Annotated in this window: 22 protein-coding genes; 18 read left to right on the top strand and 4 right to left on the bottom strand. The window is 68.7% G+C overall.

The window, feature by feature from the left end:
• Position 1: 1 nt before the first annotated feature.
• The gene (gene dnaE, locus BSZ40_RS06645) at positions 2 to 3,580 is read left to right on the top strand and encodes a DNA polymerase III subunit alpha (RefSeq protein ID WP_073824482.1); all 3,579 of its coding nucleotides are present in this window, start codon (positions 2 to 4) and stop codon (positions 3,578 to 3,580) included.
• A gap of 10 nt (positions 3,581 to 3,590) precedes the next feature.
• On the opposite strand, the gene BSZ40_RS06640 is transcribed toward dnaE, so the two are convergent.
• A complete protein-coding gene (locus BSZ40_RS06640) occupies positions 3,591 to 3,836 on the bottom strand; it encodes an RNA-binding S4 domain-containing protein (protein ID WP_073824480.1) in 246 nt (81 codons plus the stop codon).
• 21 nt (positions 3,837 to 3,857) lie between these two features.
• Here BSZ40_RS06640 and hisD point away from each other — a divergent pair, with 21 nt between their 5' ends.
• Positions 3,858 to 5,198 carry a histidinol dehydrogenase gene (hisD, locus tag BSZ40_RS06635; RefSeq protein WP_073824478.1) on the top strand — a complete coding sequence of 447 codons (1,341 nt, stop codon included), beginning with the start codon at positions 3,858 to 3,860 and terminating at the stop codon, positions 5,196 to 5,198.
• A gap of 4 nt (positions 5,199 to 5,202) precedes the next feature.
• Here the strand turns inward: hisD and BSZ40_RS06630 are convergent, their stop codons facing one another.
• Positions 5,203 to 6,255 carry a MupG family TIM beta-alpha barrel fold protein gene (locus BSZ40_RS06630; protein ID WP_073824663.1) on the bottom strand — a complete coding sequence of 351 codons (1,053 nt, stop codon included), beginning with the start codon at positions 6,253 to 6,255 and terminating at the stop codon, positions 5,203 to 5,205.
• Positions 6,256 to 6,332: 77 nt separating this feature from the next.
• On the opposite strand from BSZ40_RS06630, the gene BSZ40_RS06625 reads away from it, so the two are divergent.
• From BSZ40_RS06625 to BSZ40_RS06600, 6 genes are all read left to right on the top strand, one after another.
• Complete coding sequence (locus tag BSZ40_RS06625) at positions 6,333 to 7,445, top strand: histidinol-phosphate transaminase (RefSeq protein ID WP_073824662.1); 1,113 nt, start codon at positions 6,333 to 6,335, stop codon at positions 7,443 to 7,445.
• A complete protein-coding gene (gene hisB, locus BSZ40_RS06620) occupies positions 7,442 to 8,041 on the top strand; it encodes an imidazoleglycerol-phosphate dehydratase HisB (protein WP_073824476.1) in 600 nt (199 codons plus the stop codon). The genes BSZ40_RS06625 and hisB overlap by 4 nt, the downstream gene beginning before the upstream one ends.
• A gap of 9 nt (positions 8,042 to 8,050) precedes the next feature.
• Positions 8,051 to 8,632, top strand: coding sequence for a hypothetical protein (locus tag BSZ40_RS06615; protein ID WP_073824475.1), 582 nt, complete (start codon positions 8,051 to 8,053; stop codon positions 8,630 to 8,632).
• 229 nt (positions 8,633 to 8,861) lie between these two features.
• Positions 8,862 to 10,793: a serine hydrolase domain-containing protein gene (locus tag BSZ40_RS06610; RefSeq protein WP_073824473.1), complete on the top strand. Its 1,932-nt coding sequence runs from the start codon at positions 8,862 to 8,864 to the stop codon at positions 10,791 to 10,793.
• 20 nt (positions 10,794 to 10,813) lie between these two features.
• Positions 10,814 to 11,935 (top strand): sensor histidine kinase, encoded by a 1,122-nt coding sequence (locus BSZ40_RS06605; RefSeq protein WP_073824471.1) that lies wholly within the window; start codon positions 10,814 to 10,816, stop codon positions 11,933 to 11,935.
• Complete coding sequence (locus BSZ40_RS06600; RefSeq protein ID WP_073824469.1) at positions 11,932 to 12,579, top strand: response regulator; 648 nt, start codon at positions 11,932 to 11,934, stop codon at positions 12,577 to 12,579. The genes BSZ40_RS06605 and BSZ40_RS06600 overlap by 4 nt, the downstream gene beginning before the upstream one ends.
• 224 nt (positions 12,580 to 12,803) lie before the next feature.
• Here BSZ40_RS06600 and BSZ40_RS12070 read toward each other — a convergent pair whose 3' ends face one another.
• Complete coding sequence (locus BSZ40_RS12070; protein ID WP_073824467.1) at positions 12,804 to 13,961, bottom strand: DUF2510 domain-containing protein; 1,158 nt, start codon at positions 13,959 to 13,961, stop codon at positions 12,804 to 12,806.
• A gap of 177 nt (positions 13,962 to 14,138) precedes the next feature.
• Between BSZ40_RS12070 and hisH the strand changes: the two genes are divergently transcribed.
• The 8 genes from hisH (at position 14,139) to BSZ40_RS06555 (ending at position 19,659) form a co-directional block, all read left to right on the top strand.
• On the top strand, positions 14,139 to 14,780 hold the full coding sequence (gene hisH / locus BSZ40_RS06590; RefSeq protein WP_073824465.1) for an imidazole glycerol phosphate synthase subunit HisH: 642 nt from the start codon (positions 14,139 to 14,141) through the stop codon (positions 14,778 to 14,780).
• A gap of 36 nt (positions 14,781 to 14,816) precedes the next feature.
• Positions 14,817 to 15,542 (top strand): bifunctional 1-(5-phosphoribosyl)-5-((5-phosphoribosylamino)methylideneamino)imidazole-4-carboxamide isomerase/phosphoribosylanthranilate isomerase PriA, encoded by a 726-nt coding sequence (gene priA / locus BSZ40_RS06585; protein WP_073824463.1) that lies wholly within the window; start codon positions 14,817 to 14,819, stop codon positions 15,540 to 15,542.
• On the top strand, positions 15,539 to 16,315 hold the full coding sequence (locus tag BSZ40_RS06580) for an SseB family protein (RefSeq protein WP_073824461.1): 777 nt from the start codon (positions 15,539 to 15,541) through the stop codon (positions 16,313 to 16,315). The genes priA and BSZ40_RS06580 overlap by 4 nt, the downstream gene beginning before the upstream one ends.
• Before the next feature lie 157 nt (positions 16,316 to 16,472).
• Positions 16,473 to 17,108, top strand: a complete 636-nt coding sequence (gene infC / locus BSZ40_RS06575; protein WP_073824459.1) for a translation initiation factor IF-3 — start codon at positions 16,473 to 16,475, stop codon at positions 17,106 to 17,108.
• A gap of 49 nt (positions 17,109 to 17,157) precedes the next feature.
• Positions 17,158 to 17,352, top strand: coding sequence for a 50S ribosomal protein L35 (rpmI, locus tag BSZ40_RS06570; protein WP_073824457.1), 195 nt, complete (start codon positions 17,158 to 17,160; stop codon positions 17,350 to 17,352).
• Between the two features lie 24 nt (positions 17,353 to 17,376).
• Entirely contained in the window at positions 17,377 to 17,757 is a 381-nt protein-coding gene (rplT, locus tag BSZ40_RS06565) for a 50S ribosomal protein L20 (RefSeq protein WP_073824455.1), read from the top strand.
• Positions 17,758 to 17,813: 56 nt separating this feature from the next.
• The gene (locus BSZ40_RS06560) at positions 17,814 to 18,590 is read left to right on the top strand and encodes a TrmH family RNA methyltransferase (protein ID WP_245793934.1); all 777 of its coding nucleotides are present in this window, start codon (positions 17,814 to 17,816) and stop codon (positions 18,588 to 18,590) included.
• Positions 18,574 to 19,659 (top strand): thiamine-phosphate kinase, encoded by a 1,086-nt coding sequence (locus BSZ40_RS06555; protein ID WP_073824451.1) that lies wholly within the window; start codon positions 18,574 to 18,576, stop codon positions 19,657 to 19,659. The genes BSZ40_RS06560 and BSZ40_RS06555 overlap by 17 nt, the downstream gene beginning before the upstream one ends.
• A 449-nt stretch (positions 19,660 to 20,108) precedes the next feature.
• On the opposite strand, the gene rpmB is transcribed toward BSZ40_RS06555, so the two are convergent.
• Positions 20,109 to 20,306 (bottom strand): 50S ribosomal protein L28, encoded by a 198-nt coding sequence (rpmB, locus tag BSZ40_RS06550; RefSeq protein ID WP_073824449.1) that lies wholly within the window; start codon positions 20,304 to 20,306, stop codon positions 20,109 to 20,111.
• Positions 20,307 to 20,552: 246 nt separating this feature from the next.
• Between rpmB and BSZ40_RS06545 the strand changes: the two genes are divergently transcribed.
• Positions 20,553 to 22,217, top strand: a complete 1,665-nt coding sequence (locus BSZ40_RS06545) for a DAK2 domain-containing protein (RefSeq protein WP_073824448.1) — start codon at positions 20,553 to 20,555, stop codon at positions 22,215 to 22,217.
• Positions 22,214 to 24,430, top strand: coding sequence for an ATP-dependent DNA helicase RecG (locus BSZ40_RS06540; protein WP_187343211.1), 2,217 nt, complete (start codon positions 22,214 to 22,216; stop codon positions 24,428 to 24,430). Before BSZ40_RS06545 ends, BSZ40_RS06540 begins: the two co-directional genes overlap by 4 nt.
• Positions 24,431 to 24,453 lie beyond the last annotated feature (23 nt).

Below are 24,453 nucleotides of genomic sequence, written 5' to 3'. Positions count from 1 at the left end.
TATGGCTGCCTCTGATTTCGTTCACCTGCACGTTCACACCGACTACTCGATGCTCGACGGGGCGGCAAAGATAAATCGCGCGGTAGCCGAGGCCGCCCGGCTCGGGCAGGGGGCGCTGGCGATCACCGACCACGGGTTCCTCTTCGGCGCGTACGAGTTCTACCGGGCAGCAAAAAAGGCGGGCATCAAGCCGATTATTGGGCTGGAGGCCTACATGACCCCCGGCACCTCGCGATTCGATAAGTCCCGCGTGCTGTGGGGTACCAAAGAACAACAGCAGGCCGGGGACGACGTCTCGGCCCGCGGCTCCTACACGCACATCACGTTGCTGTCGCGCACCACCGAGGGCATGCACAACCTGTTCCGCATGGGCACCTCGGCCTCTTTGGAGGGGCAACTGGGCAAGCACCCGCGCATCGATCGCGACCTGTTGCAGCGGCACGGCCGGGGCCTGATCGGAACCACTGGCTGCCCGTCGGGGGAGGTGCAGACCCGCCTGCGCCTGGGGCACTGGGACGAGGCGGTGCGGGCGGCCGCCGAGTTGCAGGACATCTTCGGCAAAGAGAACTTTTTCGTGGAGTTGATGGACCACGGGTTGTCCATCGAGCGGCGGGTGCAGCGCGACTTGCTGCGGTTGGCCCGCCACCTCGACGCCCCCCTGTTGGCAACCAACGATTCGCACTACGTCACGAGCGACGAGCGGGACATTCAGGACGCCATGCTGTGCATCAACTCCGGCTCCACCCTCTCGGACCCGGATCGCTTTAAGTTCGACGGCTCCGACTACTACCTGCGCAGCAGCGCCGACATGCGCCGGACTTGGGCGGAGCTGCCGGAGGCCTGCGACAACACGCTGCTGGTGGCGGAGATGTGCGAGGTGGAGTTCAAGACCACGCGCGAAGGTGCTTCCTACATGCCGCAGTTCCCGGTGCCGCCGGGGGAGGACGAGCACTCCTGGTTCGTGAAGGAAGTCGAGCGGGGCATGGCCCAACGCTTCCCGCAGGGCATCCCGGCCGAGTGCGCCAAGCAGGCCGAGTACGAGGTGGGGGTCATCACCTCGATGGGGTTCCCCGGCTACTTCTTGGTGGTGGCCGACTACATTCAGTGGGCCAAGCGCCAAGGCATCCGGGTGGGGCCGGGGCGTGGCTCCGGGGCCGGGTCGATGGTGGCCTACGCCATGGGGATCACCGAACTCAACCCCCTGGAGCACGGCCTGATCTTTGAACGTTTCTTGAACCCCGAACGTATCTCGATGCCCGACTTCGACATCGACTTCGACGAACGACGGCGCGAGGAAGTCATCGAGTACGTGAAGAGTCGCTACGGCCACGACCACGTGGCCCAGGTGGTGACCTACGGCGTGATCAAAACCAAGCAGGCCTTGAAGGACTCCGCCCGGGTGCTGGGCTTCCCCTACTCGGTGGGCGATCAGTTGACGAAAAAGATGCCCCCGGCGGTGCAGGGCAAGGACATCCCCCTCACTGGCATCTTCGACACCGGCCACGAACGGTACGCCGAGGCCTCGGAGTTCCGTTCGTTCCTGGACGAAAACCCGTCGATGCAACCTATCGTCGAGCTGGCCAAAGGACTGGAGGGCATGACCCGGCAGTGGGGCGTGCACGCCTGTGCCGTCATCATGTCGTCGGTGCCCCTGGTCGAGGTGGTGCCGCTAATGATGCGGCCCTCCGACGGGGCCGTCATCACGCAGTTCGACTACCCCCAGTGCGAGGAACTGGGGTTGCTGAAGATGGACTTTTTGGGGCTGCGCAACCTCACGGTGTTGTCGGATGCGCTGGATAACTGTGAGCGCAACGGCAAACCGCGCCCCGACATCGACAGCCTCGGCTTGGACGACCCGGAGACCTACGCGCTGCTGGCGCGCGGGGAGTCGCTCGGCCTGTTCCAGCTCGACTCCTCCGGCATGCGGTCGCTGCTGAAGATTCTCAAACCCGACAACTTCGCGGACATCTCGGCCCTCGGCGCCCTCTACCGGCCCGGGCCGATGGGCACCAACACCCACACCAACTACGCGCTGCGCAAGAACGGGCGGCAGAAGATCGAGCAGATTCACCCCGAGCTCGCCACGGCACTGGGCCCCCTGCTGGAGGAAACCTACGGCCTGATCGTCTATCAGGAACAGGTCATGGAGATCGCCCGGAAGCTGGCGGGCTTCACCATGGGGCAAGCCGATGTGCTGCGCAAGGCGATGGGGAAGAAGAAACGCGAAGCCATCGACGAGCAGTTCGTCTACTTCAAGCAGGGCATGCTGGACAACGGTTTTTCCGAGGAATCCATCAACACCCTGTGGGAGGTGCTGGTTCCGTTCTCGGCCTACGCCTTCAACAAGGCCCACTCGGCCGCCTACGGCCTAGTGACCTATTGGACGGCCTACATGAAGGCCCACTACCCGGCCGAATATATGGCGGCGCTGCTGACCTCGACCAAGGACAACAAGGACCGCCTGGCCGTCTACCTGTCCGAATGCCACCGCATGGGCATCACCGTGCTGCCGCCCGACGTCAACCACTCGCTGCCCGACTTTGCGGCCGTCGGCAACGATATCCGCTTCGGGCTGACCGCGGTGCGTAACGTGGGCGCCAACGTTGTCGACGCCATCATCGAGACGCGCCAGACCAAGGGAAAGTTCACGTCTTTCGCCGACTTCCTGTCGAAGGTTCCGGCGGTGGTGTGCACCAAGCGCGCCATTTCCTCCCTCATTAAGGCCGGAGCCTTTGACGACATGGGCTACCCGCGCCGCGCCCTGACAGCCTGCCACGAGGACTTTATCGACGAGGTAATCGCCGTCAAGCGGAACGAGGCGATGGGCCAATTCGACCTTTTCGGGGACCTGGGCGGGGAAGAAGAGGTGGGCCTGACCTTTGCGGCCCAGGTCCCGGAATTGCCGGAGTGGGACAAGAGCGAGAAACTGAAGTTCGAGCGGGAGATGCTGGGACTGTACGTCTCGGACCACCCGTTGCACGGGCTAGAAAGCCTCATCAAGGCCCACGCCACCGTCGAGATCGGGGAACTGGAGCCCGCCGCCCCCGACGACGGCACCGAGCAGACCGGCACCAGCCAGTCCGTTAACGGCCAGGTAGTGACCGTGGCCGGTTTGGTGACCGGTATGCAGGTGAAAACCAACAAGAAGGGCAGCCAGTGGGCGCTGGTGACGCTCGAAGACCTCACCGGCACGATCGAGGTGCTTTTCTTCCCGCGCACCTTCGAGACGGTGCGCACGATGCTGGCCGACGACCTCGTCATTTCCGTGCGGGGGCGTCTGTCCGAACGCGACGAGACGATCGCGCTGCACGCCAACGAGATGCGGATATTGGACACCACGGGGGTGGGGGCCGGGGGACCGGTGGTCCTGCGGTTGCCCGCCCGGCGGTGCACCGAGGAGGTCAGCGGCAAGCTGCTGGAGTTGCTGCAGCAGCACCGGGGCTCCTCGCCGGTGCGGGTCATGGTGACCCAGCCTGGGCGCGAGACACTGGTCGAACTGGGGGCAGACCTCATGGTCGAGCGCACCACGGCGTTCGTGGCCGACGTCAAGGCCCTGCTGGGCGCGTCGGCCCTGGGCTAGCCAGCCGCGCCTACTCGGCTGTCTGGCCGACGACGGCCCCCACCCGCCCGGTGGGGGCGTCCACCTCCACCACGGCCCCGGCCGCCAGCTGGGCCCCGCGGCGCTTTTCCACCTGCCCGTCCACGCGCACATCGCCCGCGCGCACCGCGAGCGCGGCCGTCGCCCCGTCGTCCACCAGGCCCGCCAGTTTGAGGAACTGCCCGAGCCGGATCACGCCGCTTACATACACTGTGGGATAGTCGCTCACGGCCCTCATTGTCCCACTTAGGATTGGGCCATGCTTGACGTTTTGGATCTGCGTGGCAGTCAGTTGTCCGCGGCGGAACTGGCCACCCGGTTGCCCCGGGCGGCCCTCAGCACGGCGGCGGCCCTCGAAGCGGTGGCCCCGGTCCTGGCGGATGTGCGCGAGCGGGGGGCGGCCGCGTTGCGGGAGGCAGCCGAGCGGTTCGACGGGGTGCGGCCCACCGACCTGCGGGTACCGCCGACCGCCCTGCAGGCGGCCTTGGCTGACTTGGATCCCCAGGTGCGTTCCGCCCTAGAGCTGGCCAGTGCCCACGCGCAGGCTGGCCACGCGGCCCAGGTGCCGCCCGCCGCGGTCACCCAGATCGTGCCCGGCGGGCAGGTGCGGCAACGGTGGATTGCCGTGCGGCGCGTCGGCTTGTATGCGCCCGGCGGGCTCGCCGTCTATCCCTCGAGTGTGGTGATGAATGTGGCGGCGGCTCGGGCGGCCGGGGTGGAGCAGATCGCGCTGGCCAGCCCGCCGCAGGCGGCGCACGGTGGGCTGGTGCACCCGACCATCATGGCGGCCTGCGCCCTCTTGGGGGTTGACGAGGTGTATGCGGTGGGCGGGGCGCAAGCGATCGCCATGTTCGCGTACGGGGCGCGGCCCGCCACCCCCGCCGATGAGGCGGTGGCCCGGGAGGGGTGGCTGTGCGCCCCGGTCGACGTAGTCACCGGGCCCGGTAACGCCTACGTGGCGGCCGCCAAGCGGGCGGTGCGGGGCACCGTCGGCATCGACGCCGAGGCCGGCCCGACGGAGATCGCCATCCTCGCCGACGCCACCGCCGATGCCCGCTACGTGGCCGCCGACCTCATCTCGCAGGCCGAACACGACCCGGCCGCCGCCGCGGTGCTGATCACCGACAGTGCGGCGCTGGGGGAGCGGGTGCGCCAGGAGGTGGCCGCGCAGGTGGAGCGCACGCAGCATCGCGAGCGGGTGACCACCGCCCTGGCTGGCCCCCAGTCGGGCATCGTCTTGGTGGACGATCTCGATGCCATGGTGGCCACCGCCAACGCCTACGCCGCCGAGCACCTGGAGATCCACACGGCAGACGCGTCAGCGGTGGCCGAGCGTATTCGCAACGCGGGGGCGATTTTCGTCGGCCCCTACACGCCGGTGCCGCTCGGTGACTACGTGGCGGGCTCCAATCACGTGCTGCCGACCGGCGGCACCGCGCGCTTCGACGCGGGCCTCAGCGTGCTGGCCTACCTCAAGCCCGTGCAGGTGGTGGAGTACACGCGCGCGGCCCTGGCGCAACTGACTGAGCCGCTGACCGCCCTGGCTCTCGCCGAAGACCTGCCCGCCCACGCCTTCGCCGCGCAGGTGCGCGCCCAGTGACCGCCTAGGGGACGGGAACGAACTTGCAGCGCTGCCCGGGGGCGAGCAGGTCGAGGAGCAGCTCATAGCCGTCGGCGACCCGGCCGACGACGTTGACCCGGGAGTCGGCGGGATAGTCGCGACGCATTATCTGCATCTCGCCCGTGTACCGCGGGTAGGTGAGGTTGTCAACGGTGATGCTGCCGCGGGGGCGCGGCCCGGTTTGTCCCACCGGCACGTCGGCGCCCTTGGAGGCGTACTCCCGCGATTCCATGATGCGGAAGAGTCCGGCCGGGGTGTCGGCCCGCAGGGTCACCTCTTGTCCGGCTAGTTGCGCCACGCTCTGGTCCAGGTGCGCGGGCAGGCTGATGACCCCGGTGGCGCGGTAGTCGGCGATGAGGGCGATCTGGGCGGGGGAGATGGCATAGTCGCCGACGATGATCCCGTCCTGCCGTCCACGCAACGCCAAGTCCAAGTACGCCACGTAGGGCGGCAGGTGCCGGTGGGCCTCCACGGTGGGCAGGCCCGCGCCCACGGGGCCGCGCAGCTCGCCCTCGCCACTGATGAACGACAGCACCTCCAGGCCCGCCGCTTGCAGCCGGGCGGTCGGCTCCGCCAACTGTTCGAGATCGAGGCCGGTCTCGGGGCGCGGGTAGTAGTTGTGGGTGGCGCACATGTCGGCACGCAGCACCTCGAACCAGCGCTCGTCGATCAGCGAAGCGTTGATGCACAAGCGGTGCTTGCCCAGCAGGGCCCGAATGTGCTCCACCTCGACGCCGTAGTCGATCCGCACGACATCCAGCTCCAGGCGCTGGGCGACCGTCAGCAGGTCAGGAGCCTGAAAGTACTCCAAGGTACGGCCCGCCACGTCCGCCAAAATGACGGCCCCCCACTCGTGCAGCGTGCGGCACATGTGTGCCACCTGCTCCTGGTAGTCCGGAGCTGCCGCCTCCTCACCCATGTGCAGGCAGACGAAGACGTAGTCCCCCGGGCGCACCAGGGACGCTAGCTGCTCCCGATGGGCGGCAAAACGCGAGACGTAGGTGGAGAAGTACAGCGGCGGGGCGGGGTAGCTCATGTCTGCCACTTTAGTGCGCTCCCGCCCGCGCATTGAACAACAAACCCGACTTGCTGCCCGCCCCCTATGCTGAGTTCATGCGCCTGCCATTCCGACCCGAGCTGCAGGGGGTGGCGCCCTACGGTGCCCCGCACCCCGACGTGCCCGTCGTCCTGAACGTCAACGAAAATCCCTACGCCCCCAGCGACGCAGTGGTAGCCGAGATCGCTGCCGCCGTCGCCCACGCCGCTACCGGGCTCAACCGCTACCCGGACCGTGACTTTCGCGAGTTGCGCGCCGCGCTGGCGGCCTACCTCCAGCGGGAGGCGGGCGTCGCCCTGCCCGGCCAGCAGCTGTGGGCCGCCAACGGCTCCAACGAGGTGATGACCCACCTCTTCCTCGCCTTCGGGGGGCCCGGGCGGTCCGCCATATCGTTCACCCCCACCTACTCGATGTATCCCGAGTACGCCCGCGACACCCACACCAGCTACTACACGGCGCCCCGCGACCCCGACTACCGTGTCGACCTGGCGCGGGCCCAGGACCTCCTCGCCCGCCACCGCCCCAGCCTGCTGGTGCTAGCTTCCCCCAATAATCCCACCGGCACGGCCCAGGATCTGGCCTTGACCCGTCAACTGCTTGAGGCCACCCGCGCCTCCGGCCCGCGCGACGTTGACGGCGCACCCACCGCCACCGTCGTCGTCATTGACGAGGCCTACGGGGAATTCCGGCGGGCCGGGACTCCCTCCGCCCTGACGCTGCTGGCCGACTACGAACACCTCGTGGTCACCCGGACTATGTCTAAAGCCTTCGGGGCGGCGGGGCTGCGCCTGGGCTACTGCGCGGCAGCTGCGGCCATCATCGATGCCTTAACGGTGGTGCGTCTGCCCTACCACCTGTCCGCCATCACCCAGGCCGCGGCCCTGGCCGCCCTCAAACACCAAGACTCCCTCATGAGTCAGGTGGCCGCGCTGCGCGCCGAACGGGACGCGCTGGTGGACTGGCTGCGCGCGGAAGGCCTGGACGCGCTGGACTCCGACGCCAACTTCGTACTTTTTGGCCCCCTGCCCGAGCCAACCAAGGTCTTTACCGAACTGCTGGCGCGAGGCATCATCATTAGGCAAGTGGGCCCGGCAGGCTACCTGCGGGTGACCGTCGGCACCCCCACCGAAATGGCCGCCTTCAAAGCCGCCCTGAAGGAGAGCATGTGAACCGCATCGCCACCATCGACCGCACTACCGCGGAGTCCACCGTACACGTCGAACTCGACCTGGATGGCACCGGGCAGGCCGACATTAGCACCACCGTCCCCTTCTACGACCACATGCTCACCGCGCTGGCCAAGCACTCCCTGATCGACCTGCGGGTGCGGGCCAGCGGCGACATCGACATCGATGCGCACCACACCGTCGAAGACGTCGCCATCTGCCTCGGTCAGGCCCTGCGCAGCGCGCTCGGCACTAAGCAGGGCATCACCCGTTTCGGTGACGCGCTCGTGCCCCTCGACGAGGCCCTCGCCCAAGCAGTGGTCGACATCTCGGGGCGGCCCTATTGCGTGCACAGCGGCGAAAGCGAGGCGCACGCCCTGCACCTCATTGGCGGGCACTACACCGGCTCCCTGACCCGCCACGTGTTCGAAAGTCTGGCCCTGCACGCGGGAATTTGTTTGCACGTGCGGGTGTTAGCTGGACGGGACCCGCACCACATCGTCGAGGCCCAGTTCAAGGCCCTCGCCCGCGCCCTGCGTATCGCCCTGGCCCCCGACCCGCGCGTGGACGGCATACCGTCCACCAAAGGCGCACTTTAGGAGAGACAGATGGAAGACAACCTGGACGACGAATTTGCCCGCCTAGTTGCCTCCCTTGCTGAGGAAACCGAGCCTGACCCGGCGCGGCGCGCACTCGCCGTCGTGCTCACCCCGTTCGAGAGCGCCGAGGCGGTTGCTGCCCTCTGCGCGATGGGGAACCTTGCGGCGAGTGTCGTGCCCACGCCCACCGGTGCCGTGGTGGCTCGCGAACTGACGTTGGCCAGCTCGCCCGAAGCCGACCTCGACCAGCTGTTGGCCGTCACCCCACCCGCCGCCGACCAGATGGCCCGCCTGCTCTCCCGCACCAGCCGGGCAGGCGTGGTGCTGCTACTGAGCGAACTCGCCACCGACGTGGGCAACGAACAAGGCCTGTCCGGGCACATCACCGCCCGCCAATACAACGCTGGTGAACCAGGGGAAGAAGTGCCAGTCGGGCTCGTGCTAGCCCGCATGGACAGCCTGGTCGAAGACATCCTGATCGGCCGCCAGCAGCTCGCGCAGGCCCCCGGGGTGATCGACACCTCCACCGTCAAGGGCTTGGACGCCCTGAAGGCGCTGGGACGGCGCCGCTGGCGGTTCGGGGGGCGCTAACCCCCAGAGCTCGGGCCGCTGGTCACTCCGCGGCCCCGCCTGTGGCGGTGGGGCGCCCTGCCCGCGGTCGACCGTTGGGCCGTCCCCACTTGTTGGGGCGTCCCCACTTGTTGGGGCGTCTCCTCCCGCCGGGGGAGGGGCCGCCCCGCGCGGTTGCGTCGCTGGTCGCAACCGCGCTTCCCTCCCGCGCTGCTAGCGGCGGCACCTGTCGGCCCGAAAGACTGGAGGCATGAAGCCCATCACTTTCCCGCGCCGCCTGCTGGCTGCCCTAATACTCGTCCCCGCGGTGCTCCTCGGAGCCTGCGGCGGTCCCGCCACGGCCCCGCCCCCACCGGTCATCGCACCGCCCGACACGCACGAGCTCACCAAGGCCGACCTCGACGCCTGGCTCGACGGAAAACTCCCCGACGTGCTCACCCACGGCAAGGCCTCCGGGGCGGTTGTCACCGTCGTCAAGGACGGCGAGATCCTCACCAACCGCGGCTACGGCTACGCCACCCGCGCCGAGAACGGGCGCCCGGCCACCCCGGTGGACCCGGAAGCCACCCTGTTCCGCTGGGGTTCTATCTCCAAGGTCCCCACCTCAATCGCCGTGCTGCAACTGGTCGAACAGGGCAAGCTCGACCTGGACGCCGACATCGCCACCTACCTGGATTTCCCCCTCAAAAAGCAGCATGACGAGCCGATCACCCTGCGCCACCTCCTCACCCACACCGCAGGCTTCGAGGAGACCAGCACCATGTTCGTCCCCGCCCTGCAGAAGACGGCGTTGGCCGACTACGTCCGCCACAATCCGCCGGTGTCGGTGTATCGTCCCGGCACCACCCCCGCCTACTCCAACTACGGCATGACCCTCGCCGGGTACCTCGTTGAGCAGGCCAGCGGGCAGCCCTTCCACGAGTACGTGAAGAACCACGTCCTCAATCCTGCCGGGATGACCACCGCCAGTTACGACCAGCCCCTGTCGACACAGACGCTGGCCGTCGCCTACGACCCTGACGGGCAATCGGCCCCCTTCGAGTTCATTCCCGACACCCCCGCCGGCTCCCTGGCCGGTTCCGGGGCCGACGCCGCCGCCTTCCTGCTCGCCCAGCTGGACCGCTCGCCCGCGATCCTCAGCGCCGAGCGTTGGGAGGAAATGTGGACCCCCGCCCTCGGCGCGGACACCCTCGGCAACCTCGCCAACTCTCCCCGCATGGGGCTCGGCTACTTCACCGGCACCCGCAACGGCCACCGCATCGTCGAACACGGCGGCGACCTCAGGTACCACCACTCCCAGTTCGAGCTCTACCCCGACGACCAGGTGGGCATCTTCATCTCCTACGTAGACGACGGCGGCGGGAGCGACGCGGCCGCCACCCTGCGCGCCGACCTAATGGCGGGCTTTGCCGACCGCTACTTCCCGACCGCCGCCGCCGACACCCCGCCCCTAGAGGGCTCCGGCGCGCGCGCCAACCAGGTGGCAGGCACGTACTTCCTTAGCCGCTCCGTCATCACCACCTGGCAGTCGGCCTGGAGCGGGGTCACCTCGGTAACGATCCAAGCCCTGCCCAACGGGAACCTACTCGCCCAGAACCGGGAGTACGTGGAAATCGCCCCCTGGACCTGGCAGGACCCCCACGCCGACGGGTTCGGCAGCACCCTCACCGCCCGGGTCGTCAACGGCCAGGTCGAGGCCGTCGGCGTCGGGCCCGCCTTCACCCTGCTTCCTCTCACCTCGACCCAGCAGGCCCTCATTCCGGTGTTCCTCGCCAGCCTGGCCACTTTCACCCTGGTGCTGCTGGCCTGGGCAGTTGGCGCACTTAGGCGGTGGCGGCGCGACCAGCGCACGGCGGGACTGCCCTGGACGGCCCGGCTGGCCCGCCTGGGGGCCCTCAGTGCCACCGCCGCCCTCCTCGGGTGGATCGGTGTCGGCGCGAGCGCCCTACTCGGCGGCAACCTTGAGTTGCTCGGCAACATTCCGCTGCTGCGCACCATTCAGGTCCTCCAATGGGCGGGCGTCGCCGCCATTATCCCCGCCGTCTTCGACATCATCACCGTCGTCAAGACCCGGTCCGCCTGGCGCCGCCCCACCATGGCCGCGCTCCTCCTGCTCGCCCTCCTCGCCACCGCTTGGTGGGCATGGGCAGGACACAGCCTCAACCCCAACCTCGGGGTGTGAACCAAGGCAGACTGTCCCGCATGAGTCGACGACACGACGTGCTGCTGGCCCTGGGGATCGCCTTGATCTCCAGCCTGGGGGCGCTGCTGCCGGATCCGCTCCTCCACACGGTCTCCCACTCCCACGTGAAGTGGGAGACCGTGAGCGGGCTGCTGGCCTTGGAAGGGTTGGCGTTGATCTGGTGGCGCACCCGCCCCTTGCTCGCCCAAGGCCTCATCTTCCCGCTCCACCTCGCCGTCGTGTCGCTCCTGCCGCTCGAAATCCATCTCTCCGGTATCGCCCAGGCGCTGGTGGCTTTCTCGCTCGGCCGTCGCCTTCCCCTGCGGCGCGCCGCTACCATCACCAGCAGCCTGGCCACGCTCACACTGCTCGCCACGGTGCTGGCGAAGCACCCCACCTGGTTGGACACCGCCCATCTCCTGCTGAACCAAGCCTTCGACTTCCTCCTCCCCCTGGTCGGAGGGGCCATGCTCGCCAGCCGCGCTCGCCACGAACAAGCTGTGCGGCAACTGGCGGCCGCGGAACAAGACAAACAGCTGGCAACCGCGCTCGCGGAAGAACGCCGCCGCCTCGCCAGCGAGCTCCACGACGTCGCCGCCCACCACCTGGCCGGGCTAGTGGTGCAGGCCGCCGCCCTAGAACGGCTGATCGACCGGGACCCCGCGCGAGCGAAGGAAGCAGCCAAGCACCTGCGCGGCATGGGAAAAGAGGCGCTGACGGGGCTGCGCGCAGTGGTCAAGCTGCTCCGTCACGACGACCCACAACGCGGCCTGGCCGACATCCCCGACCTCGTCGCCACCACCCGCCAACTTGGAGTGACGATTACCCTGGATCAAGCGCAGACACCGCTGCTGCCACCATTGAGTGATGCCGCCGCCTACCGGATCGCGCAGCAAGCCATCAGCAACGCCATCCAGCACGCCCCCGGTGCCCCGATCCACGTCGAGGTCGCTGGCAATGGGCTGCGGGTCCGAAACGCCCGGGGGCAAGGCGAGGTCGGGCTCGGCTCGGGTGGGGTGGGCCTAGAGGTGATGCGGGAACGCGCTGCCGCCATTAGGGCGATCCTCGACGTCGGCCCCACGGATACTGGAGGATGGCAGGTGCAGCTGACCTGGCCACACCCCAGCGAGGAGGAATCATGATCCAGGTGGTGCTGGTGGACGACCAAGCCGTCGTGCGCGCCGGGTTCAAAGTGCTGCTGGAGTCGGAGCCGGACATCCAGGTGGTCGGGGAGGCCTCGGGTGGTCACCAGGCCCTGCAGATCGTGCGCCGCACCAACCCCGATGTGGTGTGCATGGACCTGCGGATGCCCGCCGGTGACGGCCTGGAGGCCACCCGCCGCCTCGTCGCCGAGCGCCAAAACGAAAAACCAGCCGTGCTCGTGGTGACCACCTTCGACCTCGACGCCGACGTCTTCGGTGCCCTCGAAGCCGGAGCCGACGGCTTCATCCTCAAAGACTGCGAACCCGAAGAACTAGTAACCGCCGTGCGCCGCCTCGCTGCTGGCTTCGGCCTGGTAGACCAAGCCGTCACCAAACGAGTAATCGCCGAATTCGCCCGCCGCCAGCCCGCCCAGCTCCCCACAGAGCCAGCCCACCACCTCACCCCACGCGAACAAGACATCATCACGCTACTAGCCCGCGGCATGTCCAACGCCGAAATCGCCGCCGAACTAGTGCTAGAGATCAGCACCGTGAAATCCCACCTCACGCGCCTGCTGCCCAAGATCGGAGCCAGAGACCGCGTGCAAGCCGTCATCTGGGCCCACCGCCACGGACTCGGCTAACAACATCCCCGCCCCCCCCACCCGGTGGGTGCGCCGACAACTTTGGGGGCCGCAGGAAACCTGCGACCCCGGTGTCTTTTGGGGCGCACCGGGTGGGTGCGCCGACAACTTTGGGGGCCGCAGGAAACCTGCGACCCCGGTGTCTTTTGGGGCGCACCGGGTGGGTGCGCCGACAACTTTGGGGGCCGCAGGAAACCTGCGACCCCCAAAGTTACCCACCTAGGTCAGTTGGGGCGGGGTTGGACGTGGCTCGTCCAGGCGTTGCCGTCCCAATACCGCACCATGGCGGGGTTCTGCGGGTCGGCGTACCAACCGGCCGCAATGCCCGTGGGCGAGCCCTGCTGGGCCTGGGCCGACTGCTCCTGCGCCTGCTGGGCCGACTGCTCCTGCGCCTGGCCCTTAACTTCGCTGGCGGCCTGCTGCAGATCCGAGACATGCTCCTTGGCGTCGCTAACAGCGTCCTTCAACTCGCCCAACTGGTCGCTCAGGCTCTCGCCCTCAGCCAGCTTCGCGGTGACATCGTCGTACACCATATTGGGCTCCAAGGACACCTCGGCCTCGTCGGCACCGACCGCTTCCTTCACTGAGTCGACCATGCCGGACGCCGCGTCCTTCAGCGCCCCGAAGCCACCAAAGCCACGCGAGACCGCCCCCGCCAGACCACCCCCGGAGGCAGCAGGCTGCGCGGGCTGTGCCGACTGCGCGGGCTGCTGCCCAAACTGGGGCTGAGGGGCAGCGCCGTGTCCGTACTGACCCGGCTGCCCATACTGGCCGGGCTGACCCGGCTGGCCGGGCTGACCCGGCTGACCCGGCTGCCCGTACTGGCCGGGCTGGCCGTACTGGCCCGGGACACCAGCGCCCTGCTGCCAAGCTGCTTGGGCCTGCGCCTGCTGCCCGAACATCTGCTGAGCCTGGCCAACACCCTGCTGGGCGAGCCCGCCCACCTGGGAAGCACCCTGCGCGAGCGCGTTGTTCAAGGCGGTGAGCTCGGCCTGCTTGCCATTACCCATGATGATGGGCGAGGGGGTGATGTTGAAGTACTTCAACAGTGCCAGCTCTGCGATGGCTAGCGCCGCGGCAATCAACAGCACGATCCAGGCCAGCGTGAGCGTGACCGGGGCCCCACCGAAGAAACTGGAAGTGATGCTCAGCAGGAAGGAAAACTCCGCCAAGCCGCCGATCGCTGCGGCCCACAGGCCCGCGCGCATCCAGTTACCGTCGCGAAGCAGAGCGATCCCGATTAACGCGATGGGCGCAATGGTCACGACAAATGTGTGCAGGAAGAGCCAGAAACTGAACCCATTGGACAAGCCGATGAGCTCGAAAACAAATGCCAACAAGAGGGCAAGGCACGCCCCCAAGGCGAGTGGACGAATCTTCATATCGCTCCGTTCGTGGAAAGTTACCGCCTCTAAGCCTAGAGGCCTTGCCCGCCCCACGGGTTGGGGCGCTCGCCCCAAAAAAGCCAATCGTTCATTAATCGCGAACCGGTTTGTCTCCCCTGGTCGGGGGCTGGACAGGAAATGGGCCCGCTGCCTCGGCCCCGCTAAGGTGGCAGGGTGCAAAAAGTGGTCGTCTTGTCTTACGGAGCGGGCAACGTGCGTTCGGTGTGCCGAGCGCTGGAACGAGCCGGGGCGCAGGTGGAACTGACTGCCGAGCCGCGGGCCGTGGAGAACGCTGCCGGGCTCGTGGTCCCCGGGGTGGGGGCATTCGGGGCGGTGATGGCCGGCCTGCAGGCCGTCGATGCGCCCCGGCTCATTGAACGCCGCCTAGCCGGCGGGCGGGGCGTGCTCGGCATCTGTGTCGGCCTGCAAGTCATGTTTGCCGCCTCCACCGAGAAGGCGCAGGGTGCACCGACGCCCGGACTGGGGCAGTGGGACGGACTAGTAGACCGACTGCAGGCCGACGTCGTCCCCCACATGGGATGGTCGCCGGTGCGCAGCGCCCCGGGCAGTGCACTGTTTTCCGGGGTCGAAAACGAGATGTTCTATTTCGTGCACTCCTACGCCGCTCACCGTGATCCCGCCGCCGACCTCGACCCGCACGGCCCCACCCGGCTGCCGCTGACGACCTGGGCCACTCATGGTCGCGATTTCGTGGCCGCAGTCGAGAACGGGCCGCTGGCAGCCACCCAGTTCCACCCCGAAAAGTCTGGCCCGGCGGGGGCCCAGCTGCTGCGCAACTGGCTCCAGACCCTGTAATACCAGTTGCCGCTACTGAACAAGTAAGGAGAAGACATGGCACGCCTGGAGCTGTTGCCTGCCGTAGACGTGGTAGGCGGGCAGGCCGTCCGCCTGGTACAGGGCGAGGCGGGCAGCGAAACTGCCTACGGGGACGCGGCGGCAGCGGTCGCCGCCTTCGTGGAGGCCGGGGCCCGCTGGATCCATCTGGTGGACTTGGATGCGGCCTTCGGGCGCGGATCGAACGCCGAGCTGTTGCGCGATATCGTGGCCGCCACCCCGATCGACGTCGAGCTGTCGGGAGGCATCCGTGACGATGCGTCACTGGCGCGAGCGCTGGCCAGTGGCGCCACCCGCGTCAACCTGGGGACCGCGGCCTTGGAACAGCCCGAGTGGACCGCCGAAGTTATCGCGACCTACGGGGAAAAGATCGCGGTGGGCCTGGACGTACGGGGCACCACCCTGGCGGCCCGCGGCTGGACCCGCGCAGGCGGTGACCTCTTTGCCACCCTCGACCGCCTCAATGAGGCCGGGTGCGCCCGCTATGTGGTCACCGATGTCACCAAGGACGGCACCCTGCAGGGACCGAACCTGGAGCTGCTGCGGCAGGTGTGCGCCCGCACCGACGCGCCGGTGGTGGCCAGCGGCGGCATCTCCAGCTTGGCTGATATCGCGGCAGTAGCCAGCCTGGTGCCGGAGGGAGTAGAGGGCGCCATCATGGGCAAGGCGCTGTACGCCGGCGCCTTCACCCTGCCCGCGGCCCTGCAGGCGGCGGGCTGGTGAGCCTGACCCCCGAGCAACGCGCCCGCTTCGCCCAGCGGCTTTCCGGCCGTTTCGCAGCCGACGACGGCACCGCTCCCGCGGCGTTGGCTGCCGCCCTGGAACTGCCCGCACCCGATGCGCGGCGGGCCGAGGCCGTGTATGTCGCCCTGCGCGGGGCGCGCCTCCTCGTGCCAGTCACCCCCCATCCCCATCCCGGCCGCCTAAGCGATGGGGGTGTGGCGCCGCACGCGCCCGCCGCGCAGGCCGACCCGTGCGCCCAAGCAGCGCTGCGCGAGGTACGCACCGCCGCAGGCAAACGCGCCCTGCCGGTCTTCAGTAGCGTCGCTGCCTTGCACGCGTGGGACCCGACCGCCCGGCCCGTGCCCGTGGAGGCCGAACGGGCCGCCTTGGCTGCTCTGGCCCACGTCGACGGGGTGCTGCTGCTAGATGTGGCCGGTCCGCGCCCCGCCGTTGTCTCCCGCCCCGCCGTCGTCGCGCTGGCTACCGGCGGCCAGTGGCAGGCGCCGTGGCGGGACGAAGCCGTGCACGCCGCCGTCGCCCAGCTGTGCAGGCCGCCGCTCCAGGACCTGCAACTGGCGGGTGGGGCGGAGGGCCAATTGCAGGTGCGGGTGGTTCTTGACCCGGCCGCCCCGCGCGCCAAGCATCAGGCGGCTGTCTCCCGGCTCGGCCAACAGCTGGCCGATTTGCGTCTTGCCTGCGACGCCATAGAGCTGCAGCCCGTGCTGGGAGTCACAGCCCCGCCGGGCCAGAAGACTGGTAGCATTACCCCTTGACCGATCGCGGGCACCTGCCCGTGGTACGTAAGCGGAGTCACTCCCACCTGGGTTCCAACCGCGGCATGCGCCCAACAGGAGCCGGGTCTAGGTCCGCCACTGGCTGTGGCGGCGTGAGCCTCCGTGCGCGTTCGCACCGGAGGCTTTTGCTTTCGGGGTGGCGGCGAAGCGACTATCGAAGGAGCACCTCATTAACGAGCCCCGCATCAACGACCGGATCCGTGTCCCCGAGGTCCGTCTGGTGGGACCATCCGGTGAGCAGGTGGGCGTTGTCCGGGTCGAGGACGCGCTGCGCCTAGCGCACGAAGCCGACCTCGACCTCGTTGAGGTTGCGCCGGATGCCAAGCCGCCGGTATGCAAGCTCATGGACTACGGAAAGTTCAAGTACGAGTCGGCAATGAAGCAGCGCGACGCGCGCCGCAACCAGGCCAACACCGTGCTGAAGGAAATCCGTTTCCGTTTGAAGATTGATGACCACGACTACGCCACCAAGCGGGGCCATGTCGAGCGCTTCCTGTCCGGGGGCGACAAGGTCAAGGTGATGATCATGTTCCGGGGCCGCGAGCAGTCCCGGCCCGAAGCCGGGGTGCGGTTGTTGCAGCGGCTAGCTGACGACGTCGCCGAACTCGGCACGGTCGAGTCAATGCCCCGGCAGGACGGGCGCAATATGACCATGGTTATTGCCCCTCTGAAGAAGAAGACCTCCGCCCGCTCCGAACAGCGCCGCAAGCGCGAAAGGGAGCAAGCTGAGCGGGAATCCGCCGCGCAAGCCAGCGCCGAAGAAACCGCCTAGCTCAAACTTGCCCGGCGCAGCCAGGCAACCGCAAGTAAAGGATCACAAGATGCCCAAGATGAAGACGCACTCCGGTGCCAAGAAGCGTTTCCGCGTTACCGGGAGCGGCAAGCTGATGCGCGAACAGGCCGGCAAGCGCCACCTGTTGGAGCACAAGTCGTCGCGTCGTACGCGCCGCCTGTCCATGGACCAGGGTGTGGCCCCGTCCGATGTCAAGGCCGTCAAGCGCCTGCTCGGCAAGTGATACGGAAGTAAGGGAGAAACTTTCATGGCACGTGTGAAGCGTTCTGTTAACGCCAAGAAGAAGCGTCGCACTATTCTCGAGCGCGCCTCGGGCTACCGCGGGCAGCGTTCGCGCCTGTACCGCAAGGCCAAAGAGCAGGTGACGCACTCGCTGGTCTACGCATTCGACCACCGCAAGGACCGTAAGGGTGACTTCCGGCGGCTGTGGATCCAGCGCATTAACGCGGCGGTGCGCGCCAACGGCCTGACCTACAACCGTTTCATCCAGGGCCTGAACCTGGCCGGTGTGGAGATCAACCGGAAGATGCTGGCCGAGCTGGCCGTGCACGACCAGGCGGCGTTCGCTGCCCTGGTGGAGGTCGCTCGCCAGGCCCTGCCGACGGACGTAAACGCCCCGGCGGCCTGATTTCCCCGATGCGCCCGGACATGCTCGCCAATCCGCGCTCTGAGCGCGTGAATAGGGTGGCGGCATTGTCCGGGCGTTCGGCACGACTGAAGCACAACCAGCTGCTGGTGGAGGGGCCGCAGGCCGTGCGGGAGCTGCTGATGCATCGCGCCCCCACGGTGCGCGATGTGTATCTAACGGACGCAGCCCGCCAGCGATACCCCGACGTGGCTGAGCTGGCCGCCGAGCGGGTGCGGTTTGTGCACTTGGTTTCGCCGCAGGTGGCGCGCGCCATGTCCCCTGACTGCCAGGGGGTACTGGCGGTCAGTCAACTGGCGGCCATCGCCGGGCGGCAGGCCGACATTGCCGACGTGGTGGCTGGGGCCCGCCTGGTGGTGGTGTTGCCCGCCGCCTCCGATCCGGGCAACGTCGGCACCATCATCCGGGCTGCCGACGCTTGCGGGGCCGACGCCGTGCTGGTGGCGGTTGGCAGCGTCGACGTGACCAGCCCGAAGGTGGTGCGCGCCACGGCCGGTTCCCTGTTTCACCTCCCGGTTCTCACCGGCCTAGAGCTGCCGAATATCGCTGCTGCACTGCGCCAGGCCGGCCTGCAGATACTGGGGGCCGACGGCTACGGCTCCCTGGTTTTAGAGGACAGCGGCGAGCTGTTGGCGGCACCAACCGCCTGGGTGCTGGGCAACGAGGCCCACGGCCTGGGGCAGGCCGAAAAAGCCATTTGCGACGACACCGTGCGGATCACGCTGCACGGCGCTGCCGAGTCGTTGAATGTGGCGGCGGCGGCCGCCATCGTCCTGCACGCTACCGCGCACGCCCAGCATGCGGCCCGCGCCTGAGGTCTTCGCCCCGCAGGTCCGGGTCGAGCAGGTGGACGAAGGGGAGCTGATCGCTGCCTTTACGCCGCTGCTGCCCCGTGGGGCACACACGCAGTTGGGCCCCGGTGATGACTGCGCGGTGGTGGGCACCCCGGGCGGCAACGTGGTGGTGACCTGTGATCTCCTGGTGGAAGGCCGTCATTTTTGGCTCGACGTCTCTAACCCTTGCGACATCGGGCGGCGGGCGGCAGCCCAAAACCTGGCCGATGTGGCCGCCATGGGGGCGACGCCGACAGCCCTCGTGTGTGCCTTGGCCTTGCCCGGGCAATTGCCCGCCCAGTGGGTGGTGGAGCTGGCCTACGGGCTGGGGCAGGCAGCGGCCACGGCCGGAGCGGGCGTGGTTGGGGGAGATCTGACCGGCGGCAGCCAAGTCGCCGTGTCCATTACCGCTTTCGGGCAGTTGGCGGGGCGGGCGGCCGTGACCCGCGCGGGCGCCCAACCGGGGGACGTGGTGGCGTTGGCAGGCACGGTGGGCATGTCGGCCGCCGGCTACGAGGTGGCGCGCCACCTGCGGGCACGGCCCACAGCGGATGCCGGGCAGACCGGGGCCGGGCAGCGCCAGGCAGCACCACACCTGTCGCGCAGCGACGAACTGCCCACCGCCGTCGCGGCGTGCCTGGAGATTTTTCGCGCCCCGCAGCCGCCCCTAAGCGCGGGCCCGGCGGCCGCTCGCGCCGGTGCCACCGCCATGCTGGATGTTTCTGATGGGCTCCTGCGGGACGCCGGTCGCCTGGCCCGGGCCTCCGGTGTCGCGGTCGCCTTAACCGAGGCCACGACGTGGCTGCCCGCGGTGACTGCGACGTTGCAGGCCAGCGCGGCCTGGCTCGGGCACGGGGAAGAAACGGTGCGGCGCTGGCTGCTGACCGGGGGAGAGGACCACGGGCTTTTGGCCTGCTTCCCACCGGGGGTAGCTTTGCCCGCTCCGTTCGTCCCGATTGGGCGGGTGGTCGATGGCCCACGCGGGCAGGTCCGTGCCCCCGGGCCGCAGCTGGCTAGTGCCGGGTGGGATCATTTCGCGCCCGTGCCCTAAGGCGGGGCCAGGTTGGTGGCGGGGGTTCTAAGGTGGCAGGGGAAGCGCTGCGTCTGGCCTGCTGGCGGCGGCGTCTAGCTATGCACGGCTCTTGGGGAATAGCTGCCCGCTGGCGGGCCACCATCATGTCCTTAGTTCACCATCATGCCCTTGTGCGACCATCATGCCCTTAAAACACCGAAATAAGGACATGGCGGTGAGCTAAGGGCATGGCGGTGAGTTAAGGACATGATGGTGAGCTAAGAACATGATGGTGAGCTAAGGACCTGATGGTGAGCTAAGGGCACGATGGGCAGATGCCAAACCCCCCACCACGACACGCCGCGCCTGTACATCCATGCGCCTTCCGCCAACCCACCGGGCAGCTCTTAGGTGCGTGGGGGCAGGTGGTGACAGACCGCTCCCGCACACGAAACGGCGGCCCCGCGGGGCCGCCGTTTCGGAAAATCTCAGAAGGACACGCGCCGCTCAACACGGTCCGACTTCAGGCAGGTGGTGCACACGTTCAGGCGCTTGGGGGCACCCTTCACGATGGCGCGCACGCGCTGAATGTTCGGGTTCCAGCGGCGAGACGTACGCACGTGGGAGTGCGAGACGCTCTTGCCGAAGCTCGGGCCCTTGCCACACACGTCGCAGGTGGAAGCCACTGTCGTTCTCCTCAACATCTAACCCAAAAGTAACTGCGCGACCCATTTGCGCGCCTGCCGGGCCGCTTTAGCGTTCCCAGGCAACCTGCAAAGCGTAGCTGATGGCGCGGCTTTTGCCCAAAACTGGCCCCGAAACTGGCATGTGCAACGTGACACATTGTGGCAGCGGCCAGGGCTTGTCCGCCTGGCTTGGCCGCGTGGGGGCGGTCAGCGGTAACCTAGCGGCAGCCAGAGCCAGGAGTAGCAATGACCGATGTTTCCGTCCCGCGGGTCAGTCACTTGACCGGCGAGCAGCTGCTGCGGTGGCTCACTGAGGGCGCGCGGGCCCTAGCACAGTACCGCGAGCGCATTAATCAACTTAACCACTTCCCGGTGCCTGACGCCGACACCGGCACCAACATGCTGGTGACCTGGGAGGCGGCGTTGGAGGTCGCCGAAGCCCAACTGGCAGCCGCCGACTTGGCGAGCGTGGCGGAGAGCGCCGCCGCCGGGGCTTTTCAAGCCGCCCGCGGCAACTCCGGCATCATTTTGGCCCAGGTGTTGGCGTCGTTCGCCGCTGCCTGCCAGGATCGAACTAGCCTGCACCCCGTCGGCTTCAGCCAGGCTCTGCAGGCATTGGCGGACGCCGCCTGGGAGGCAGTGGCTAACCCGGTAGAGGGCACCATGCTCACGACCTTACGGGCGGTGGCAGAGACGCTGGATTACTACCACGAGTTCGCTGACGCCACCGAGGTGAGCCTAGTGGCCTCGATGGCCGGGCGGCAACAGATCCAGGAGTACGACTCCGGTCCCACCGGCACCGCCGACGCGGGGGCCGTGGGCATGTCGCTGCTCCTGGCGGTCCTCGCGGACGTGCTTGGGGCAGGCACCCGCGAGGTGGCTCTGTGGCAGGAGGAAACCGCCGCATTGCTGGAGCTGGGTGGCTCCCAGAGCCCGGCCCTGGCCGACGAATTCGAGGTCATGTACGTGCTGCACGGCCCGGCTTCCCTCGCCCACCAGGTGCGGCAGCTGCTGACCACCTTCGGCAACTCCGTTGCGGTCACCGGCAGCGAGGACCTCCTGCGTGGTGGCCAGTGGCAGGTGCACGTGCACACCATCCAGCCGCAAAGGGCCTTGGCCTTACCCGGGCAGCTGGCACCGGCGGGCTTGGGACCCGCGCTGCGCTTTGGGCACGTGCGGCACCTGGGCGGCGGCGCAGGCATGCTGGGCTTGGAAGAGCCTGCCACCACTACCGCGCCAGGCGTCAGCCTGCTGCAGCGCAGTGGCCGGGCAGACCAGGCGCTGGTGGCCCCGGGAATAGTGGCGATCACTGCGGCCCCCGGCCTGGTCGAGCAACTGGCCCGCACGGGCGCAGTGGTGGTCTACGCCGCCGCCGAGGAGCCCGCCGCTGCCCGCGCCGCCATCGGCAAAGCCATTCGGGAGGTCGGGCAGGACGTCGTGGGCGTGAGCGCCTGCAGTCCACAGTTGCGCCAAGCGGCTGCCAGCGCCAGCCAGCGCCTGCGGGATGGGCAGCGGTGGGCCGCCGACACTCACGTGGTGGTAACTGACGCGGAGGACGAAGCGGGAGTGCTGGCCGCCACCCTGGCCCTGGCGGGGGCGCTACCGCGCACGTGGCCGACCGAGCAGCGGGCAGCGGAGGTGGCGCGGCGAGGGGCCCGAGCCCTGCACGACACCCGAATTGTCGCCTTGCAAGACCCCAGCGAGACAGAGTTCGACGACGCCGTGCGGTCCCTGCTGGTCGACCAACCCGAGGTGCTCACGGTGATCGTTGGCGCCCACCTCGACCCTGCCCTGCCCGATCGCTTGCCGTTCCTCCTGTCCCCCCTCTCCGGCTGGGTGGACGGCGAAACCGATCTGTTCATCGTTCAGGGAGGGCAAAGCCGCCCTGACGTGCTGCTGAGCGCAGAATGAGCGCCCCGCTCCGCCGCGACGTCGGCAGCGTGCTGACCGAGCCGCTGCCCCGCCTCGTCGGGGCCGCTACCGCCAAGAAGCTGGCCAAGCTGGGACTAGCCACCGGGGCTGACCTGCTCACGCACTATCCGCGCCGCTACGACACCTGGGGGGAACTGACCCCGATCGCCTGCCTAGCCGAAGGGGCGGACGTGACAGTCCAGGCGCGGGTCGTGGCGGCCCAGACCCGCCAGATGCGGGCCCGCTCCGGTGCCATCCTCACGGTGCGCATCTCCGATGGCACCGACGAGCTCACCCTGACGTTCTTCGGTAAATATCCCGGGGCGCTGCGCCCCCACGAGGCCCGCCTGCAGCCGGGAGCCACCGGCCTCTTCGCAGGCACCGTCTCCACCTACCGCGGGCAACGCCAGCTGACGCACCCCGACTACCAGCTGCTGGCCGACGAAGTGGGCGAGGCAGATGCCCGCGCCTGGACACAACGCCCCGTTCCCGTCTATGCCGCCACCGCCGGACTGCCCACCTGGGTCATCGCCCGGGCGGTCGGCATAGTGCTCGACAGTTTGGCGGACGCCGAGGTACCCGAGGTGCTGCCACCCGAGGTGCGGGCCGCCCGCGGCCTGCCCGCGGCCCGGCAAGCGTTGGAGTTGATCCACCGCCCCGCCACCCCCGCCGACTGGCAAACCGGCCGCCGCCGCGCCAAATTCGAGGAAGCCTTCGTGCTGCAAACTGCCCTGGCCCAGGCCCGCAGTGCCGCCGATGCCGCAGAAGCACCCACCTTCCCCTCCACCCCCGGACCGCTCGCTGCGGCCCTGGACGCCCGCCTGCCGTTCCCGCTCACCGCGGGGCAGCGCGCTGTCGGCGAGCAGATAGCCGCCGATCTGGCCCGCCCCACCCCCATGTCCCGGCTCCTACAAGGCGACGTCGGGGCAGGCAAAACGGTGGTGGCGCTGCGCGCCATGCTCCAGGTGGTCGACGGGGGCGCCCAAGCCGTGCTGCTGGCCCCCACCGAGGTGCTCGCCGCCCAGCATTTCCGTTCCCTCCGTGAACTACTCGGCCCCCTGGGCAACGGCGGCATGCTTGCTGGGGCCGACCACGCCACTCGGCTAGTGCTGCTGACCGGTTCTCAGGCAGCCCGCGAGCGGCGCGCCGCCCTCGCGGAGATCGCGGCGGGCACGGCGGGGATCGTGGTCGGCACCCACGCCCTGCTCGGCCAAAACGTGCAGTTTGCCCGCTTGGGTTTGGTGGTGGTCGATGAACAACACCGGTTCGGCGTTGAGCAGCGAGAACGGCTGCGCGAGCGGGACACGCGGGGGGTACACCTGCTGGTGATGACCGCCACCCCGATCCCGCGCACCATCGCTATGTCAGTCTTCGGAGACCTGGACGTCTCTGTGCTCCCGGAGCTACCCGCCGGGCGGCAGGCGGTGGAGACCTTCATCGCGCCCGCCGCCAACGAAACGTGGGTGGAGCGCGTCTGGCAGCGGGTCGCCGAGGAGGTAGCGCGCGGCGGGCGAGCATTCGTCGTCGTGCCCCGCATAGACGACGAGACGCACGAGGAAACCCCCACCGAGCTAGCCCCCGCCCCCGAGACAGGCCGGGTGCTGACCTCCGTTACCTCCCAGGTGGCGCAGTTGCGCGCGCACCCGGCCCTGGCAGGCATCAAGGTCGGGGCCCTGCACGGCCGACTGACTAGCGCCGAGAAGGACGCCGCCATGCGGGACTTCGTGGCCGGGGTGACCCCGGTGCTGGTGGCCACCACCGTCATCGAGGTGGGGGTGGACGTGCCCAGCGCCTCCATCATGGTCATCTGCGACGCCGACCGCTTCGGCATCTCGCAGCTGCACCAGCTACGTGGCCGCGTGGGGCGGGGCGGGGGCGCCGCCGTGTGCATTGCCATCTCCGCTGCCCCGCCCGGCTCGCTCGCCGCCGCGCGCCTGGCAGCCTTCGCCGCCACCGCCGACGGCTTCGCCCTGGCCGAAACAGACCTGCGGCTGCGCAGCGAGGGCGACGTGCTTGGCCAAACCCAGTCCGGGCGGGCCTCCTCCCTGCGCCTGCTGCGCGTGGCCCGCGACGGCGATGTCATCGCCGACGCGCGCGAGGCGGCGCGCGCCCTGGTGACAACCGACCCGCAGCTTACCCACCACCCGGCCCTGGCGGCGGCGCTCGCGGCCCGTTTGACGGCCAGCAGCGAGGCGAACCTGCACCGTAGTTGAGCGGACGCTGCCGCACTTGGCTT

The sequence above is a fragment of the Buchananella hordeovulneris genome, assembly GCF_001907235.1.
In the GTDB taxonomy this organism is placed as follows: Bacteria; Actinomycetota; Actinomycetes; order Actinomycetales; family Actinomycetaceae; genus Buchananella; species Buchananella hordeovulneris.
The sequence above is the reverse complement of the archived record's forward strand: the minus strand, read 5'-3'. Positions and strand labels throughout refer to the sequence as shown.

Bases quoted from the DNA above. Each gene is read 5' to 3' on its own strand.
- BSZ40_RS06545 (WP_073824448.1), top strand. From the start codon at position 20,553: ATGACCGATGTTTCCGTCCCGCGGGTCAGTCACTTGACCGGCGAGCAG.
- BSZ40_RS06610 (WP_073824473.1), top strand. From the start codon at position 8,862: ATGAAGCCCATCACTTTCCCGCGCCGCCTGCTGGCTGCCCTAATACTC.
- BSZ40_RS06615 (WP_073824475.1), top strand. From the start codon at position 8,051: ATGGAAGACAACCTGGACGACGAATTTGCCCGCCTAGTTGCCTCCCTT.
- rplT (WP_073824455.1), top strand. From the start codon at position 17,377: ATGGCACGTGTGAAGCGTTCTGTTAACGCCAAGAAGAAGCGTCGCACT.
- BSZ40_RS06605 (WP_073824471.1), top strand. From the start codon at position 10,814: ATGAGTCGACGACACGACGTGCTGCTGGCCCTGGGGATCGCCTTGATC.
- hisD (WP_073824478.1), top strand. From the start codon at position 3,858: ATGCTTGACGTTTTGGATCTGCGTGGCAGTCAGTTGTCCGCGGCGGAA.
- BSZ40_RS06630 (WP_073824663.1), bottom strand. From the start codon at position 6,255: ATGAGCTACCCCGCCCCGCCGCTGTACTTCTCCACCTACGTCTCGCGT.
- priA (WP_073824463.1), top strand. From the start codon at position 14,817: ATGGCACGCCTGGAGCTGTTGCCTGCCGTAGACGTGGTAGGCGGGCAG.
- dnaE (WP_073824482.1), top strand. From the start codon at position 2: ATGGCTGCCTCTGATTTCGTTCACCTGCACGTTCACACCGACTACTCG.
- BSZ40_RS06625 (WP_073824662.1), top strand. From the start codon at position 6,333: ATGCGCCTGCCATTCCGACCCGAGCTGCAGGGGGTGGCGCCCTACGGT.
- BSZ40_RS06555 (WP_073824451.1), top strand. From the start codon at position 18,574: ATGCGGCCCGCGCCTGAGGTCTTCGCCCCGCAGGTCCGGGTCGAGCAG.
- BSZ40_RS12070 (WP_073824467.1), bottom strand. From the start codon at position 13,961: ATGAAGATTCGTCCACTCGCCTTGGGGGCGTGCCTTGCCCTCTTGTTG.
- BSZ40_RS06600 (WP_073824469.1), top strand. From the start codon at position 11,932: ATGATCCAGGTGGTGCTGGTGGACGACCAAGCCGTCGTGCGCGCCGGG.
- BSZ40_RS06540 (WP_187343211.1), top strand. From the start codon at position 22,214: ATGAGCGCCCCGCTCCGCCGCGACGTCGGCAGCGTGCTGACCGAGCCG.
- BSZ40_RS06640 (WP_073824480.1), bottom strand. From the start codon at position 3,836: ATGAGGGCCGTGAGCGACTATCCCACAGTGTATGTAAGCGGCGTGATC.
- rpmI (WP_073824457.1), top strand. From the start codon at position 17,158: ATGCCCAAGATGAAGACGCACTCCGGTGCCAAGAAGCGTTTCCGCGTT.